At 58.2% G+C, this 15,066-nt stretch carries 13 protein-coding genes; 8 read left to right on the forward strand and 5 right to left on the reverse strand.

All coding sequences use genetic code 11. The features are described from left to right. The first annotated feature begins 76 nt into the window (after positions 1-76). From ACR0C6_RS05980 to ACR0C6_RS06000, 5 genes are all read left to right on the forward strand, one after another. On the forward strand, positions 77-2,494 hold the full coding sequence (locus tag ACR0C6_RS05980; RefSeq protein ID WP_480618657.1) for a GcvT family protein: 2,418 nt from the start codon (positions 77-79) through the stop codon (positions 2,492-2,494). A 31-nt stretch (positions 2,495-2,525) separates the two neighbouring features. Continuing rightward, positions 2,526-3,125: a nucleotidyltransferase family protein gene (locus ACR0C6_RS05985; RefSeq protein WP_480444910.1), complete on the forward strand. Its 600-nt coding sequence runs from the start codon at positions 2,526-2,528 to the stop codon at positions 3,123-3,125. Positions 3,126-3,875: 750 nt separating this feature from the next. After that, positions 3,876-5,312, forward strand: a complete 1,437-nt coding sequence (locus ACR0C6_RS05990) for a DegQ family serine endoprotease (RefSeq protein WP_152457755.1) — start codon at positions 3,876-3,878, stop codon at positions 5,310-5,312. 180 nt (positions 5,313-5,492) lie between these two features. Continuing rightward, the gene (locus tag ACR0C6_RS05995) at positions 5,493-6,173 is read left to right on the forward strand and encodes a response regulator transcription factor (protein ID WP_152457754.1); all 681 of its coding nucleotides are present in this window, start codon (positions 5,493-5,495) and stop codon (positions 6,171-6,173) included. Continuing rightward, complete coding sequence (locus ACR0C6_RS06000; RefSeq protein ID WP_171116302.1) at positions 6,166-7,536, forward strand: ATP-binding protein; 1,371 nt, start codon at positions 6,166-6,168, stop codon at positions 7,534-7,536. The genes ACR0C6_RS05995 and ACR0C6_RS06000 overlap by 8 nt, the downstream gene beginning before the upstream one ends. Here the strand turns inward: ACR0C6_RS06000 and ACR0C6_RS06005 are convergent. The 3 genes from ACR0C6_RS06005 to ACR0C6_RS06015 are packed head-to-tail and all read right to left on the reverse strand — an operon-like array spanning position 7,533 to position 10,276. Continuing rightward, a complete protein-coding gene (locus ACR0C6_RS06005; RefSeq protein ID WP_152457752.1) occupies positions 7,533-8,000 on the reverse strand; it encodes a CYTH domain-containing protein in 468 nt (155 codons plus the stop codon). The two genes, ACR0C6_RS06000 and ACR0C6_RS06005, sit on opposite strands and share 4 nt — an antisense overlap. Continuing rightward, on the reverse strand, positions 7,997-8,752 hold the full coding sequence (locus ACR0C6_RS06010) for a ParA family protein (RefSeq protein ID WP_480444906.1): 756 nt from the start codon (positions 8,750-8,752) through the stop codon (positions 7,997-7,999). Before ACR0C6_RS06010 ends, ACR0C6_RS06005 begins: the two co-directional genes overlap by 4 nt. Positions 8,753-8,755: 3 nt before the next feature. Beyond that, positions 8,756-10,276: a CHAD domain-containing protein gene (locus ACR0C6_RS06015; protein ID WP_480618658.1), complete on the reverse strand. Its 1,521-nt coding sequence runs from the start codon at positions 10,274-10,276 to the stop codon at positions 8,756-8,758. A 305-nt stretch (positions 10,277-10,581) separates the two neighbouring features. Between ACR0C6_RS06015 and ACR0C6_RS06020 the strand changes: the two genes are divergently transcribed. Next, positions 10,582-10,929 (forward strand): TfoX/Sxy family protein, encoded by a 348-nt coding sequence (locus tag ACR0C6_RS06020; protein ID WP_480618659.1) that lies wholly within the window; start codon positions 10,582-10,584, stop codon positions 10,927-10,929. Positions 10,930-10,982: 53 nt separating this feature from the next. Here the strand turns inward: ACR0C6_RS06020 and ndk are convergent, their stop codons facing one another. Beyond that, positions 10,983-11,405, reverse strand: coding sequence for a nucleoside-diphosphate kinase (ndk, locus tag ACR0C6_RS06025; RefSeq protein ID WP_480618660.1), 423 nt, complete (start codon positions 11,403-11,405; stop codon positions 10,983-10,985). 114 nt (positions 11,406-11,519) lie between these two features. Beyond that, positions 11,520-12,722 carry a multidrug effflux MFS transporter gene (locus tag ACR0C6_RS06030; RefSeq protein ID WP_171228882.1) on the reverse strand — a complete coding sequence of 401 codons (1,203 nt, stop codon included), beginning with the start codon at positions 12,720-12,722 and terminating at the stop codon, positions 11,520-11,522. Between the two features lie 106 nt (positions 12,723-12,828). Here ACR0C6_RS06030 and ACR0C6_RS06035 point away from each other — a divergent pair, with 106 nt between their 5' ends. Both ACR0C6_RS06035 and ACR0C6_RS06040 read left to right on the forward strand, forming a co-directional pair. Continuing rightward, positions 12,829-14,679: an ABC-F family ATP-binding cassette domain-containing protein gene (locus ACR0C6_RS06035; protein WP_480618661.1), complete on the forward strand. Its 1,851-nt coding sequence runs from the start codon at positions 12,829-12,831 to the stop codon at positions 14,677-14,679. Then, positions 14,676-15,065 (forward strand): ACT domain-containing protein, encoded by a 390-nt coding sequence (locus ACR0C6_RS06040; protein WP_480618662.1) that lies wholly within the window; start codon positions 14,676-14,678, stop codon positions 15,063-15,065. The genes ACR0C6_RS06035 and ACR0C6_RS06040 overlap by 4 nt, the downstream gene beginning before the upstream one ends. The last annotated feature ends 1 nt before the right edge of the window (position 15,066 follow it).

A 15,066-nucleotide genomic window follows, 5' to 3' on the forward strand; every position in this document is an offset into this window, starting at 1 on the left:
CACTTGTTGTCGCTAACAGACGAGTAATATCCCCATCGGCTCGACAGTTTTTTCCAAAGTCATGGGGAGGAACACTGTGAAAACCACCTGTCAGGTTGCCGTCATCGGGGGCGGCGTCGTCGGCTGTTCGGTGCTCTATCACCTGACCAAGCTGGGTTGGTCCGACGTGATGTTGCTGGAGCGGTCGGAACTGACCAGCGGATCGACCTGGCACGCGGCGGGCGGGTTTCATACGCTGAACGGCGACACCAACATGGCCGCGCTGCAAGGCTATACCATCCGGCTGTACAAGGAGTTGGAAGAGATCACTGGCATGTCTTGCGGGCTGCACCATGTGGGCGGCATCACGCTGGCCGACAACCAGGACCGGTTCGACATGCTGCTGGCCGAACGCGCCAAGCATCGCTTTATGGGGCTGGAGACCGAGATCGTCGGCCCCGACGAGATCAAGAAGATCGCCCCCATCACCAACACCGACGGCATCATCGGCGCGCTCTATGACCCTTTGGACGGACACCTCGACCCCTCGGGCACGACCCACGCCTATGCCAAGGCCGCGCGCATGGGCGGAGCCACGATCGAGACCCACTGCATGGTGCGCGAGACCAACCAGCGCCCCGACGGCACATGGGACGTTGTGACCGACAAGGGCACCATCCACGCCGAGCATATCGTCAACGCCGGCGGCCTCTGGGCGCGCGAGGTGGGCGCGATGGCGGGCATCTACTTCCCGCTGCACCCGATGGAACACCAATACCTGGTCACCGACAACATCCCTCAGATCGAGGCGATCATCGACGCGGGCGGCGAACATCCGCATGTCATGGACCCGGCCGGCGAAAGTTATCTGCGGCAGGAAGGGCGCGGCCTGTGCATCGGGTTCTACGAACAGCCCTGCAAGCCCTGGGCCGTGGACGGCACGCCATGGGAGTTCGGGCACGAACTGCTGCCCGATGATTTCGACAAGATCACCGACAGTATCGAGTTCGCCTATCGCCGCTTCCCGGTTCTGGCCGAGGCCGGAGTGAAATCGGTGATCCACGGCCCCTTCACCTTTGCCCCCGACGGCAACCCGCTGGTCGGGCCGGTGCCGGGCGTGCGCAACTACTGGTCGGCCTGCGGCGTGATGGCCGGGTTCAGCCAGGGCGGCGGCGTCGGCCTGACGCTGGCGCAATGGATGATCGAGGGCGAGCCCGAGCGCGACGTCTTTGCCATGGACGTGGCCCGCTTCGGCGACTGGATCACCCCCGGATACACCCGCCCCAAGGTGATCGAGAACTATCAGAAACGCTTCTCCGTCGCCTACCCCAACGAGGAACTGCCCGCCGCGCGGCCCAACCGCACCACGCCGATGTATGACATCTTCAGCGATCTGGGCGCGGTCTGGGGCCAGCAATACGGGCTCGAGGTCGCCAACTATTTCGCGCAAGCGGGCGAACCTGGCTATGAAACCCCGTCCTTCCGCCGCTCGGACGCGTTTGCGGCAACGGGCCGCGAGGTGCGCGCCGTGCGCGGTGGCGTCGGCATCAACGAGGTGCACAATTTCGGCAAATACCTTGTGACAGGTCCGCGCGCCCGCGACTGGCTGGATCGGATCATGGCCGGACGCATCCCCAAGCCAGGCCGCCTGTCGCTGACCCCGATGCTGTCGCCCAAGGGCAAGCTGATCGGGGATTTCACCGTGTCCTGCCTGGGCGAGGAGGAATTCCAGCTCACTGCCTCCTACGGCGCACAGAACTTCCACATGCGCTGGTTCCAGCACCATCAGAAAGACGGCGTAACCGTCGAGAATATCAGCGACAAACGCAACGGTTTCCAGATCGCGGGCCCCAAGGCCCGCGAGGTTCTGGCCGCCTGCAAGCGCGCCGATATCAGCGACATGCGCTTCATGGACGTGCGCTGCATGGTCGTCGGCATGACCGACTGCATCGTGCAGCGGGTCAGCTATACCGGCGACCTGGGGTTCGAGATCTACTGCGATCCGATGGCGCAGCGCCAACTATGGTGGACCCTGTGGCAGGCCGGTCAGCCGCACGGCATCACCCCCTTCGGGATGCGCGCGATGATGAGCCTGCGGCTCGACAAGTTCTTCGGCTCGTGGATGCGCGAATTCTCGCCCGACTACACAGCCGCTGAAACCGGGCTCGACCGCTTCATCGCCTTCAACAAGCCCGCTGATTTCATCGGCCGCGCCGCCGCCGAGGCGGAACGTGCCAACGGCCCCGCGCGCAGGTTGGTGGCCTTCGAGGTCGACGCAGACGACGCCGACGTGAACGCCTATGAACCGATCTGGCTGGATGGCACTGTCGTGGGCTTCTGCACCTCGGGCGGTTATTCGCATTATGCCCGCAAGTCCGTCGCCATCGGCTTTCTGCCAACCGAACGCGCAGCAGACGGGCTTGGAGTCAAGATCGAAATACTGGGCCAGATGCGCAAGGCAAAGGTCATCTCGACACCCTTGTTTGACGCAGATGGCGCCCGAATGAGGGGATGACTCGCGCTCGGGCCGACGGCATTGTACCGAAATGACTGAAATACCCATTATCCTTCTGGCAGCGGGTCAATCCAGCCGCATGGGCGGCATCGACAAATTGATGCAGCCGATCAACGGTATTCCGTTACTAGCCCGCTCGGCAAGCACAGCTTGCGCCGTGGGTCCTGTGATTGTCGCCCTGCCCCCTGAACCAAATCCCAGATATGGCGCACTTGATGGCATGGATGTTCAGATCGTTCCGGTCCGGGATGCGGCAGAAGGCATGAACGCCAGTTTGCGCGCCGCGATCCAAAAACTGCCGCCGGATGCACCCGCCGCGATGGTTTTGCTGGCAGATCTGCCCGATCTGACCGAAGCTGACCTGGCAACAATCCTGAAAGCGCGACAATCCCATCCCGACAACCTGATCTGGCGTGGTACGACCGAGGATGGAAAGCCCGGCCATCCGGTTGTGTTTGACAGATCCCTTTTTAGTCAACTGTCACAGTTGCAGGGGGACGACGGTGCCCAGGAGATCGTGCGGAAGCATAAAGACTTTGTTCATCTGCATCCGCTGCCTGGCCGAAACGCACTTTTGGATCTGGATACCTTGGATGACTGGAAGGACTGGCACAAAAAACATGCCCCCTGAACAAACACGGCCCGGTCTTATCGACCGGGCCGGTGCCCAAAACAGGACTACCACTTTGCTCAATCTCCAAAGTGTGGCCAGTGTGCTTTCAGAAACACTCCGACTCCCAAACAGCCAAACCTAAACAAGACCCCCTCGTTAACACGCCGCTATCACTTTTGGTGATCGAGTTAGCCGCCAGCGCCCCCTAGCGCTTTTGGCTCCCCTCACTTGGGCACCTTCATCCTCACTTATCCGATCGCTCGAAACAACGTAAAATTGGAAGGAATGGTTAATTTGGGTCTTCTACGAATGGCTTTTACGCAACATCGCGCGAGACTAGGATCAACTTAAAGGAGACTCTTCAAATTCTGAAAGGGTAGCGATTCGTGATTAAGCGCAAACTTATTCACCGATATCCGCACTCGATAAGATTTTTAGTGCGTCAAGCCATGCCTCACACAGACCCACCCACAACCATTGGAAGAGCAGCTTTTTTCTCCATCATTCGGAAGGATGATTGTCAACAAAACAAAACAAATTCAATATTTTTGAAAGTTTGACGCCATTTTTAGCAACAATCCTCCGATTCGCTCTGGTGCGGATCGGTGAAATTCCGCGAATCCCGATCGACGTCGACCGCAACCCAACACCGGCTTTGTGGCAAAATTAAGATTTATTAATTGATCAGTCAGGAAACGCCAATTCTGAGCAGGCATCTGTTGTCTCAACGCGCAGCCGCAACTGCGCGACGATAATCAGGAGACACAAATGAGCATCCGCAAATCCTCGCTTCTACTTCCCCGCACTTCCAACTGGGTGGGTGTCAGCGCGCTCGGCGCGGCCCTACTGGCAACGACGGCTATACCGTCCATGGCGGACGAGGCATTGGCCGATCTGGTTGAGACCGTTTCACCCTCGGTCGTAACCATCATCGCTGAACAAGATACAGCGCCGACCCCAACCCAGGGGCAAAACTTTGACTTCGAAGGACACCCTTTTGGTGAATTCTTCAAACGCTTCGGCGGCCCCGAAGGGTTCAACATGCCGCAACGCGGCCCGTCTCAGGGCCTGGGTTCGGGATTTGTTCTGGACGAAGCCGGATACATTGTCACCAATCACCATGTCGTCGACAATGCCTCGACCGTGACCGTAAGGCTCAGCGATGACCGTACCTTCGAAGCCGAAGTGGTCGGAACGGACCCGTTGACGGATATCGCGGTTCTGAAAATCGACGCAGGAACTGACCTGCAAGCCGTGGAGCTTGGCGACAGTGACGAGATCCGCGTAGGTGAAGATGTGGTCGCCATCGGCAACCCCTTCGGCCTGAGCTCGACCGTGACCACAGGCATCGTTTCGGCAAAAGGCCGCAACATCTCGGAAGGCCCTTATGCCGAGTTCATCCAGACAGATGCAGCGATCAACAAAGGCAACTCGGGCGGTCCCCTGTTCAACATGGATGGCGAAGTGGTCGGTGTGAACTCGGCCATCTATTCACCCAGCGGTGGTTCTGTGGGGCTTGGATTTGCCGTCACGTCGAACATCGTTGAACACATCGCGGCCGATCTGCGGGATGACGGACAGGTGAGCCGCGGCTGGCTGGGCGTGTCGATCCAGAACGTAAGCCCACAACTTGCGGCAGCGTTGGGAATCGAGGCTTCCTCGGGTGCGCTGGTGTCTGACGTGGTTGCCGGCAGCCCGGCAGACGGCGCCCTGAAGCAGGGAGACGTTATCCTGAGCTTTAACGACGATGCCGTGGAGTCCAGCGGTGACCTTCCCATCCTTGTGGGCACGACCAAGGTCGGCACCGACAGCACTCTGACCGTTTTGCGTGACGGCAAGATGGAAACTGTGACCTTGACGGTTGGCCAGCATCAGGCCGCATCGGCCGAGGCCGACAAACCGGTCGAGGCGGAAGTTGCGGGAACAACACTGGGGGTGACCGTGGCCCCCCTGACCGAAGCGGTTCGGGCAGAAAATGGTGTTGCTGAAACCGTCGAGGGCGTTGTCGTCACCGACCTGAAGCCCGACAGCCCAGCGGCAAAGGCCGGCCTGCAACGCGGCGATGTGATCGTCAAGCTCGGCAATCAGGACACTGTCACTCCGGATGCTTTGAAGGCTGCGCTGGACAGTGAAAAAACCGATCCTGCCCTGGTGCTGATCAATCGTGGCGGCAGCCAGATTTTTGTCGCGGTCGAACTGGCCTGACCTTGAACATGCGTGCGCCGCTTGATGGGGATTTTCGGCGCACGCTTCACCCGGCGGATCAGAGTTGTCCACTATCCGCCGGGATTGCCGGGTGCCGGCCCAGCACCCGGCAAGAACTTCTTCTAACCATATGCTTTAGTTAAAATTTGTGTTTAAATATCAAAAGAAAGGATCCCGACCATGAGCCGCCGTCTGTTGATCGTCGAAGATGATGCTGACACCAGGGACTTCATCGCCAAAGGTTTTGGCGAAGAGGGGTATGTGGTCGAAACCGCTGCTGACGGTCGTGAGGGGTTGTACCATGCCACGGACGGTGGGTTTGACGCCATTGTTCTTGACAGGATGCTACCCGGTCTGGACGGGCTGTCGCTGATCAAGTCGATGCGGGCCGCCGGTTTGAAAACCCCGGTTTTGATGCTGACGGCGATGAGCGCCGTGGACGAAAGGGTAAAAGGGCTGCGCTCGGGCGCTGACGACTACTTGGTCAAGCCTTTTTCGTTTCAGGAGTTGCACGCCAGAATCGAAGCCCTTTTGCGTCGCCCTCAGGAATCCGAAGAGACGCCGACATTGACTTGCAAAGACCTTCAGATGGATTTGCTGACCCGCAAGGTCACACGCGACGGGCACGAGATCACCCTGACACCGCGTGAGTTTCAGATTCTCGAATTTTTCCTGCGCCGCAAAAACCGCGTGGTGTCGCGCACCATGTTGCTTGAAGGCGTTTGGGATTATCATTTTGACCCAAACACCAACGTCGTGGACGTGCATATTTCGAAGTTGCGGCGCCAATTGGACGAAGGCGGTGACGCGCCATTGATTGAAACCGTCCGCGGAGCGGGTTACATGATGTCCGATGGATAACCTTCGGCTTTCCCTGAACAATTCCCGCACAAGGCTGGTTGCAACCAGCATGTTTCTGAGCACGATTCTGACGGCGTCTGTACTCGCCATCGTCTATGTGACCGCCAATCGAAGCATCGAGGCCGAAACCCGCTCGGTCGTATCAGCCGAGTTGACAGGGCTTGCGGATGAATACGAAAGGCGTGGGCTGATAGGTTTGATCACTGCAATTGAGCGCCGTTTGCCAAGTGCCGCCGAGCGGGACGCGCTGTATCTTTTGACAGACAGGTTGGGGGTTAAACTTGTCGGCAATCTCAAGTCTTGGCCGGTGAACATTGCCGCTGGAAGCGGTTGGGTGGACTTGGAATTGCGCCGGGCCGACAATGATCAGCTTGTGCCGGTTTCAGCTGCATCCATCCGCCTTCCGGGCGGCGAGCGCCTGCTGGTTGGACGGGATGCAGCGTCGCGCCAGCAATTCGACAGGGTTTTGTTTCGCTCGGTTGCGTTGGCGCTTGGGATTGCTTTGGTTCTGAGCGTCATCACCGGCTGGTTGTTCACGCGTTTGGTGTTTTCGCGCCTTTCGGATATCGCCAGCACGGCCGAGAATATCGTTTCAGGCGACCTGTCAAAACGGATGCCGCTGCGCGGAACCGGGGACGAATTCGATCAGGTTTCAGGCACATTGAACAACATGCTTGACCGGATCGAGGAGTTGATAAGCAACCTTCGCACCACCTCGAATTCGATTGCACATGATCTCCGCTCACCTTTGTCTCGTCTGCGGCAAAGGGTCGAGGCCCTCTCTGAACCCGACAAAAGCGACTTGGATCGCGAGATCGACATTGCGCGGGCGACGGGTGAAATCGATCACGTCCTGCGGGTTCTGGGGCAGCTCACCGAAATCTCTCGGGCCGAGGCCGGCCTGGGGCGCGAGCAATTCGAAACCATCGATTTGCAGCAACTTGTTGGTGATGTTGTCGAGCTTTATGACCCGGTCGCCGCCGATCAAGGCGTGCAGCTTGAAGTCAAGGGTTCCGCCCCGGCCATTCAGGGGCACCGGCCGCTTCTGTCGCAAGCTCTTTCCAATCTGTTGGAAAACGCAATGCGTTACGCGCCAGAACATACTGCAATCACGATCTCGATCGGTACTCGCGACGGTTTCACCCAACTGAGCGTCAGGGATCGTGGCCCCGGCGTACCGCCCGAAGAATTGGATCGCCTTCAGCTTCCCTTCGTGACACTTGACCCCGCGCGGACGGAGCGGAATGCGGGTTTGGGCCTGGCTCTGGTGGCCGCAATCTCACATATGCACGGCGGAAAATTTGCCGCCCGGAACTGCGACCCCGGGCTGGAAACCACGATCAATCTGGCACAACTGCGTTAATCCGGAACACCGTATATCGCCATGGTTTTGTTCTTGTATCGCGTGTCGGCGGTGACATCCGCACCGAACCAATCCGGTGGCACGTATCCTTTGGCCTGCTCCTCCGAAGTGAACTCTACCTCGACCAGGCGCAGCGGCGCCAGATCGCCTGAAAAGACGTCCAGCTCGAACAGCAAACCATCCGGCAAATGGCCGGTGTAGCGCTCTTTTTCAACCCTGCGCCCTTCGGTTTCCGGCCAGAAGGTTTCGAACTGATCCGCGGTGATCTCTGCCTCTCGTTCTACCCGGACCAGGCCACCGACCCCTTTCAAGGTCAGGAAATACGCATCGTTCTTTTGCCTCAGCCGAAGCTCGGTGGAATCGTCGGGGGCCGTCAGATAACCCTGTCTTACGACGGCTTTTTTCGCTTTGCTCAGGTCCGGCAGGCTTGAAACCAGAAACTTGCGCTCGATTTCCTTGCTCATTGGTTCGAAATCACTCCGTTTTCCAGCTCTTCGAACAGCGCCCTGTAAGACGCACAGGCCGCACTGCGCCCGGCATAGGTGCAGACCGGGGCACGATACTGACCCATCTTTTCAATATCCGCAGCGAAAGGAACCACCGCCTGCAAAAACCGTTTCGGATACAGCTTGCGCATCGCCTTCATGGTTTCCTGATGCAAAACCTTCCGGTGTTGCACCATCGAAAAAAAGGCGCGCAGCTTCTTCTTGCGCAGCTTGTGTTGTTCAAAAAAGCTTACCAGCTGATCGAAACTCCGCTCGGACAGGGTTGTCGGCATGACCGGCACGACGATTTCATCGGCAGCTTTGAAGACATTCTCGGACAAAGTTGAAAAGTTGGGCGGGCAATCCAGAATGATCACGTCATAGTCGCTGCCCGCGGCCATCAAAGCTTTTTTCAGCCGCGAGCGTTTGTTCCGCATCCGCGACAGGAACACGTCGAAGTCGCGAAAGGTCAGGTTCGCCGGCAGCACGTCCAGCCCTTCGAAATCACTGGCCCGGATCGCCTTGATAAACCGCCCCACATCCTCGAAAAACCGCGCATCCTTCAGTTTTTTTGATGGCTTCACCCGAAAGTAGAACCCTGAAGCGCCCTGGGGGTCGAGATCACACAACAGCACCTGTTGCCCCGCCTGCGCATAGGAATAAGCCAGGTTCACCGAAGTGGCGGTTTTGCCAACACCGCCCTTGTTGCTGAAACAGGCAATGATCTTCATTCCTCACTCCTTTTGTCGGTGAAACAAGTTCTGAAACAGGTGCCGGGTATCTGGACCGTCAAACTTCTGAAAGCTGGCAATCACGCGGCTCCGCTCGGCCTTTTGGCGCTGATCCAGAACCGCAATCAATCCCCCAACGGCCAAGCCCATCCGCGCATCCACATGGCCCCGCGTGTCGCTGTGCTGCGCGACAAAGGCCAGCAAGGAGTTTTGCTGAACAGCGCAGTCGTTGAACACGCCCAGATTGTCCTGGAGCTTTTTCAATGGCTTGATGATGTTCTTGAAGCTCTTTTCATCGAACAGAGGCCCAAAAAACTCCATCAGATAGCGCAGTTTCTTGCAATCGATACGAAGGTCATGCACGGTTTCGTCCGGAGTTTCGTCGGTGATACCGTGTGCGATTTTGCAGACCTTGCGATACCGTTTCCAGATCAATGTGCACGCGTATTCATGTGCTGCCCGTTTCGCGTTTGATCCGGGCGTCAGGTGATCCGTTCCGTTGAACATCGCCGTCAGATCGGACATACGGGCGTCGTATTCGTCACTGCGCAACCGGCGGGACAAGCGTGACAGTTCCTTGGCGCGCTCCTTCTCGAAAAGGTCGAACATCTCTTGCAGGCCCGCGTGAAGACTGGGCGGTACAAGACTGAAGTATTTATCTTTTTCCAGAAGGTAGACATCCAGATCACGCAAACGTCCGGTGGCGGCCATGAGATCGGAAAAGACACGCTTCAATTGCACTGTCTGCGCGTCTGAAAAAACGTCTTTGAACAGGCTGATCACGGATCGGACCTTTCGCAATGACACCCGGTAATCATGCAGAAACTCTGTGTCGATATCGGCTATCACCCCATATTCGTTTTGCCGGGCAACTTGCAGATATGTTTGAATGATATCTGCCGCGACCTGAACAGATGGCTCAGCTTTTCCCAACTCGATCTCTGGCTTGGCGCGATAGGCGGCCATGCCCGGGAAAAGTCCGGCACAAAGCGCTTCGACACCTGGCCCACCCCCGGACAAGGCGGAAATCGCGGTGTTCACCTTTTGAAATTCTTTATCATACCCCCGCAGCCGCTGAAGCTGAACGATTGCTGCCTGACCCGTCTGCGAAGACAGGCACCAAGCCGTTCCCCTGACCAGCGTTTTCTCCAGCTCGTCCAATACGGCCAGGGGTTTCGTCTGAACCTCTCCGGTTCCGATCTGCATCAGCGCACGCAGTTTGGGGAAACCCTTCAAAGCCGCTTTCACCGGACCCTGCGGCAGGTCTTGCACAAACCGCCCCTGCCCCTTGCAACGTTGAGACAGCGGCGCACGGCCATTGTGGAAAAGCCACAGTGTTTCTGCGACCTCAACCAGAACACGACCCGAATTCCGCAACGATTGATCGTGGCAATCCAAAAGCACGAAAGATCTCGATTCCGTTGGTGAGTCGATCCTGATCGTGAACCCGGGAATGAGCTTTTCAACACGCGTTTTGTCAATGGATTGGGACAGAATGCACTGAACACCTGAAGGTTCGGTCATGATCCACCAACCCGGGGTGTTTTCAGGTGTTCATTGACACTTGTCTCAACGATCTTCTGCACGCTGGTTCCTTCTTCGACGGTTCTGATCCTTCATCACGTTCAGCGTATTCGGCTTCAACCTTGGCCAGGAGCTTGTCCGGCCCTGGACCGACCCGCGTTTGGTATCTTTTGGCTTTTGAAACCCGGACCGCCGAGGCAGCATGACTTCATGAGAGCGGAAACACCAGAAGACAGCAAGACATTATGTTTTGCCAACGCGCAAACATGGGTGACAGAACCCAGAGGTGCAATTAAGACAGGCTCATGAGCGATCCAGTTTCTTCGATCCGCAACCTTGGACCGGCTTTCGAGCAGGCCTGCGCGCGCGCCGGCATCCACTCGGCTGAAGACCTGCGACAGCTGGGACCGGATGAAGCCTATGCCCGGCTTTTGCGGGCTGGTACCAAAGCACATTTCATCGGCTACTATGTTTTGGTGATGGGGCTTCAGGGACGCCCCTGGAATGATTGCAAGGGTGAAGAGAAAAAGAAGCTGCGACAGCGTTTCGATGCGATCAAGGCCGGCAACAGCGCCTCGCCGGAAAACCAGATGGTTACCGATCTGGATGCCATCGGGGTTCGGGTTGAACCCAAAGATCTAAAGCAGGTCTGAACAAAAAAGGCCGCTCATGGCAGAGCGGCCCGATCATTCGGCAAAAAACCGGCTTAGCCGACCAGTTCGATGCCCGAGAAGAAATATGCGATCTCAACAGCCGCGGTTTCCGGTGCATCCGAACCATGGACCGAGTTTTCGCCAACCGATTCAGCAAATTCCGCGCGGATGGTGCCCGGTGCTGCGTCCGCCGGGTTGGTTGCCCCCATGACTTCACGGTTCTTCGAAATGGCACCTTCGCCTTCCAGAACCTGAACAACGACAGGAGCCGACGACATGAATTCGCACAGTTCGTCATAGAACGGACGCTCGGCATGTACTTCGTAGAACTTGCCGGCTTGTTCCTTGGTCATGTGGATGCGCTTCTGCGCAACGATACGCAGCCCGGCTTCTTCGAACTTGGCGTTGATCTTGCCAGTCAGATTGCGACGCGTTGCGTCGGGTTTGATGATCGAGAATGTACGTTCCAGTGCCATGTCGGCCTCTCCTTACAATGTGGCGCGGGTCCGCGCCGAAATCCATCGCGCGCCGCGTACCACGGTCTTTCGCTTATGAAAAGTGTTATGATGGTTTGCCTGCCGCTTTGGCGCTCAGAATGTATCCGGCAAAGGGTCTACCCGGTCCAGACGCCGAACGTAAAGCACTGCAAGCAAACCTGCAAAACTGCTGGCCCACATCATGCCCAGAACCAGAAACGGCCCGTTTTCAGGGCTGACAAACGCACCCGTCATCGAGGTCAGGATCGCGCCAAGCCCGACCACCATCGCCCCGGACAACCCTGCAGCGCTGCCTGCCAGTTTGGGTCGCACGGACATGACCCCTGCCGAAGCGTTTGCATTGGTCAGTCCATTGCCGAACCCAACGCAGATGGCCGAACCGAAGAATACCCAGACTGACCCAAGCCCGGCGATGAACAGAAGCAATCCGCAGAATGGCCCGGTCGAAGCCACAACGCGGCCGATCAGGATCATTGTGGTCAGACGTGTCCGTGCCGCGATCCGACCAGTAACGAAGTTACCGACCATGAATCCGCCTGTTATGATACCAATCCCAAGTCCCAACATGGCAGGGCTCAGATCAAACCATGCGGCGGCCACCAATGGCGCGCCGGTGATGAAGCTGTAGAACCCACCAATCGAAAACGATGCGCATAAGGCATAGCCCCAGAATCGGCGGGCGCGAAACAGATCCGGATACTCGCGCAATTGGGCTGTAAAAGTTGAAGAGCGGTTTGTATTGGTCTCGCCCATGTCGAACCAAAGCAAAACCAGCAGCCCTGCCCCCAGCACAGTGTAAAGAACAAACCCCGAGCGCCAGCCAAAGAGCATGTCGAGTGTCCCACCCAGCATCGGGCCAAGCATTGGCGCCAAAGCCATGGCCATCGCCACATACCCCAGTTTGCTTGCAGCCTCGTTCGGCGGATACCGATCTCTGATCGATGCGCTGGAAAGAACCGACCCAGCCACCACCGCGGCCTGCAAAAGACGAAAGCCCAGGAACGTCCAAATGGCCTCGGCCAGAGAGCATCCGATTGAGGCGATGACGAAGATGGTGATGCACATCAAAAGTATCGGTCTGCGCCCGTAACGATCGGAAAGCGGACCCATGATCAGCTGCAACACGGCTGAGACCGCCAGATACCCGGCAACCGACAGGTTAACCAAGCCATAATCCACACCGAAATCCGTACTCATGTGGGCCAAAGACGGCAGGAACATGTTCAGTGACAAAACCGACAGTGCCGTGGCAAAAATCAGAGTGACCAAGTGCGGAGGTGTCCGGGCCGCGCGCATGTGAAAACCGTTCCGAATAGCAAACGACACAGCGCTATCACATTGCTTATAGATTGAACATGCCGAGCCGCTGGCGGTGGCAACACAGCTCTGCTAAGAGCGCCCCATGTTACGGATCGAAGACATCACTTATACCGTTGAAGGTCGCCCGTTGTTTGACGGCGCAACCGCGACGATTCCCGATGGTCACAAGGTTGGCCTTGTCGGTCGGAACGGAACCGGAAAAACCACGCTGTTCCACCTGATCCGGGGCGAGTTGGCTTTGGAATCGGGAAATATCTCGGTCCCGAAACGCGCTCGGATCGGTGGCGTGGCGCAAGAGGTGCCCTCTTCTGACGTCTCGCTGATCAACACGGTCCTGGCCGCCGATACCGAACGCAGTGCATTGATGGCCGAGGCCGAAAGCGCCGAAGACCCGACACGTATCGCTGAAATTCAGACACGTCTGGCCGATATCGACGCCTGGTCCGCCGAGGCCCGCGCGGCTTCGATCCTCAAGGGGTTGGGCTTTGACAACGAAGACCAGCAGCGCCCCTGTTCGGATTTCTCGGGCGGCTGGCGGATGCGCGTTGCGCTGGCGGCGGTGCTGTTTTCTCAGCCCGATCTGCTGCTGCTGGACGAACCGACCAACTATCTGGACCTCGAAGGCGCGCTATGGCTGGAAAGTTATCTGGCCAAATATCCGCACACTGTGATCATCATCAGCCACGACCGCGGCCTTCTGAACCGCGCCGTGGGGTCGATCCTGCATCTGGAAGACCGCAAGCTGACCTATTACGCGGTGCCCTACGATAAGTTCGCGGAACGCCGTGCGGAACGGCTGGCACAGGCGGAATCGGAAAACGCCAAGGCCAAGGCCCGCATCGCACATCTGCAAAGCTTTGTGGATCGGTTCCGCTACAAGGCCTCGAAGGCCGTTCAGGCCCAGTCGCGCCTGAAGATGATCGAACGCATCCAACTGGTCTCGACCCCGCAAGAGGCCGCCCTGCGCGCCTTCAGCTTTCCGGAACCCGAGGAACTGTCTCCACCGATCATCCAGATCGAAGGCGGCGTCACCGGCTATGGCGAAACCGAAGTGCTGCGCCGCCTGAACCTGCGTATCGATCAGGATGACCGTATCGCGCTGTTGGGCAAGAACGGACAGGGCAAGTCGACCTTGTCCAAGCTGCTGTCGGACCGGCTGCCCCTCATGGCGGGCAAGATGACCCGCAGCAACAAGCTGCGCATCGGGTATTTCGCGCAGCATCAGGTGGATGAGCTTTACGTGGACGAAACGCCGCTGGACCACCTGCGCCGTCTGCGCCCTGACGAAGCGCCGGGCAAGTGGCGATCGCGACTGGCCGGGTTCGGGTTGAATGCGGATCAGGCGGAAACCGAGGTCGGGCGCCTGTCGGGCGGACAGAAAGCGCGGCTTTCACTGCTGCTCGCCACGATCGACGCGCCCCATATGCTGATCCTTGACGAGCCGACCAACCACCTTGACATCGAAAGCCGCGAGGCGCTGGTCGAGGCGCTGACGGCTTATTCCGGCGCGGTGGTTCTGGTCAGTCACGACATGCACCTGCTGAGCCTTGTCGCGGATCGACTCTGGCTGGTTTCGGACGGTACGGTCAAACCTTTCAACGGTGACCTTGAAGCCTATCGGTCCCTGCTGCTGGCGCGCGACAGACCCGTCAGGGAAAAGCCCCGGGCGGTCAAATCGAAACGCCCCCCGCGCGAGACGATACTGGCCTTGCGTGCGGATCTGCGCAAATGCGAGGACCGGATCGAAAAGCTGACGGAAATGCATGACAAGCTTTCGACCAAACTGGCCGATCCGGCGCTGTACGAGGACGAAAGGATCAACGACCTGGAAACCTGGAACCGCAAGTTCGCCGAAGTCACCGAGGCCATGCAAAAAGCCGAGGCATTGTGGGTCGCGGCCGCCGAACGGCTTGAACAGGCAGAAACCGCATGAGCACGCCCATCACGGACACCAACGCCATGATCGCGGGTATGCATCCCGACTTGCAGCCCGGTGAATTTGCCTTTGTCGTATGGCCAGAAGACAAACCCTGGCCACAGGGCACGCGGGCCAGCTGCGCCGAGGGCGAAGGGCAGTCTCTTGTCGTCCCGATCGCTGCGGCTCCGCAAGATGCCGTCGCGATGCGGTGCATCACGTTGCAGGTTCATTCCTCGCTGGAAGGTGTTGGTTTGACCGCCGCCGTTTCCAGCGCGCTGGCACGGGCCGGCATTCCCGCGAACATGGTCGCGGGGTATCACCACGATCACGTCTATGTCCCATCGGGTTGTTCGCAGGATGCCCTGCGTATCCTGCAAGACCTGCAACGGAGCAGCAGATAAC

The organism is Ruegeria sp. AL12 (assembly GCF_056540885.1).

Bases quoted from the DNA above. Each gene is read 5' to 3' on its own strand.
- ACR0C6_RS05985 (WP_480444910.1), top strand. From the start codon at position 2,526: ATGACTGAAATACCCATTATCCTTCTGGCAGCGGGTCAATCCAGCCGC.
- ACR0C6_RS05990 (WP_152457755.1), top strand. From the start codon at position 3,876: ATGAGCATCCGCAAATCCTCGCTTCTACTTCCCCGCACTTCCAACTGG.
- ACR0C6_RS05995 (WP_152457754.1), top strand. From the start codon at position 5,493: ATGAGCCGCCGTCTGTTGATCGTCGAAGATGATGCTGACACCAGGGAC.
- ACR0C6_RS06000 (WP_171116302.1), top strand. From the start codon at position 6,166: ATGGATAACCTTCGGCTTTCCCTGAACAATTCCCGCACAAGGCTGGTT.
- ACR0C6_RS06005 (WP_152457752.1), bottom strand. From the start codon at position 8,000: ATGAGCAAGGAAATCGAGCGCAAGTTTCTGGTTTCAAGCCTGCCGGAC.
- ACR0C6_RS06010 (WP_480444906.1), bottom strand. From the start codon at position 8,752: ATGAAGATCATTGCCTGTTTCAGCAACAAGGGCGGTGTTGGCAAAACC.
- ACR0C6_RS06015 (WP_480618658.1), bottom strand. From the start codon at position 10,276: ATGACCGAACCTTCAGGTGTTCAGTGCATTCTGTCCCAATCCATTGAC.
- ACR0C6_RS06020 (WP_480618659.1), top strand. From the start codon at position 10,582: ATGAGCGATCCAGTTTCTTCGATCCGCAACCTTGGACCGGCTTTCGAG.
- ndk (WP_480618660.1), bottom strand. From the start codon at position 11,405: ATGGCACTGGAACGTACATTCTCGATCATCAAACCCGACGCAACGCGT.
- ACR0C6_RS06030 (WP_171228882.1), bottom strand. From the start codon at position 12,722: ATGCGCGCGGCCCGGACACCTCCGCACTTGGTCACTCTGATTTTTGCC.
- ACR0C6_RS06035 (WP_480618661.1), top strand. From the start codon at position 12,829: ATGTTACGGATCGAAGACATCACTTATACCGTTGAAGGTCGCCCGTTG.
- ACR0C6_RS06040 (WP_480618662.1), top strand. From the start codon at position 14,676: ATGAGCACGCCCATCACGGACACCAACGCCATGATCGCGGGTATGCAT.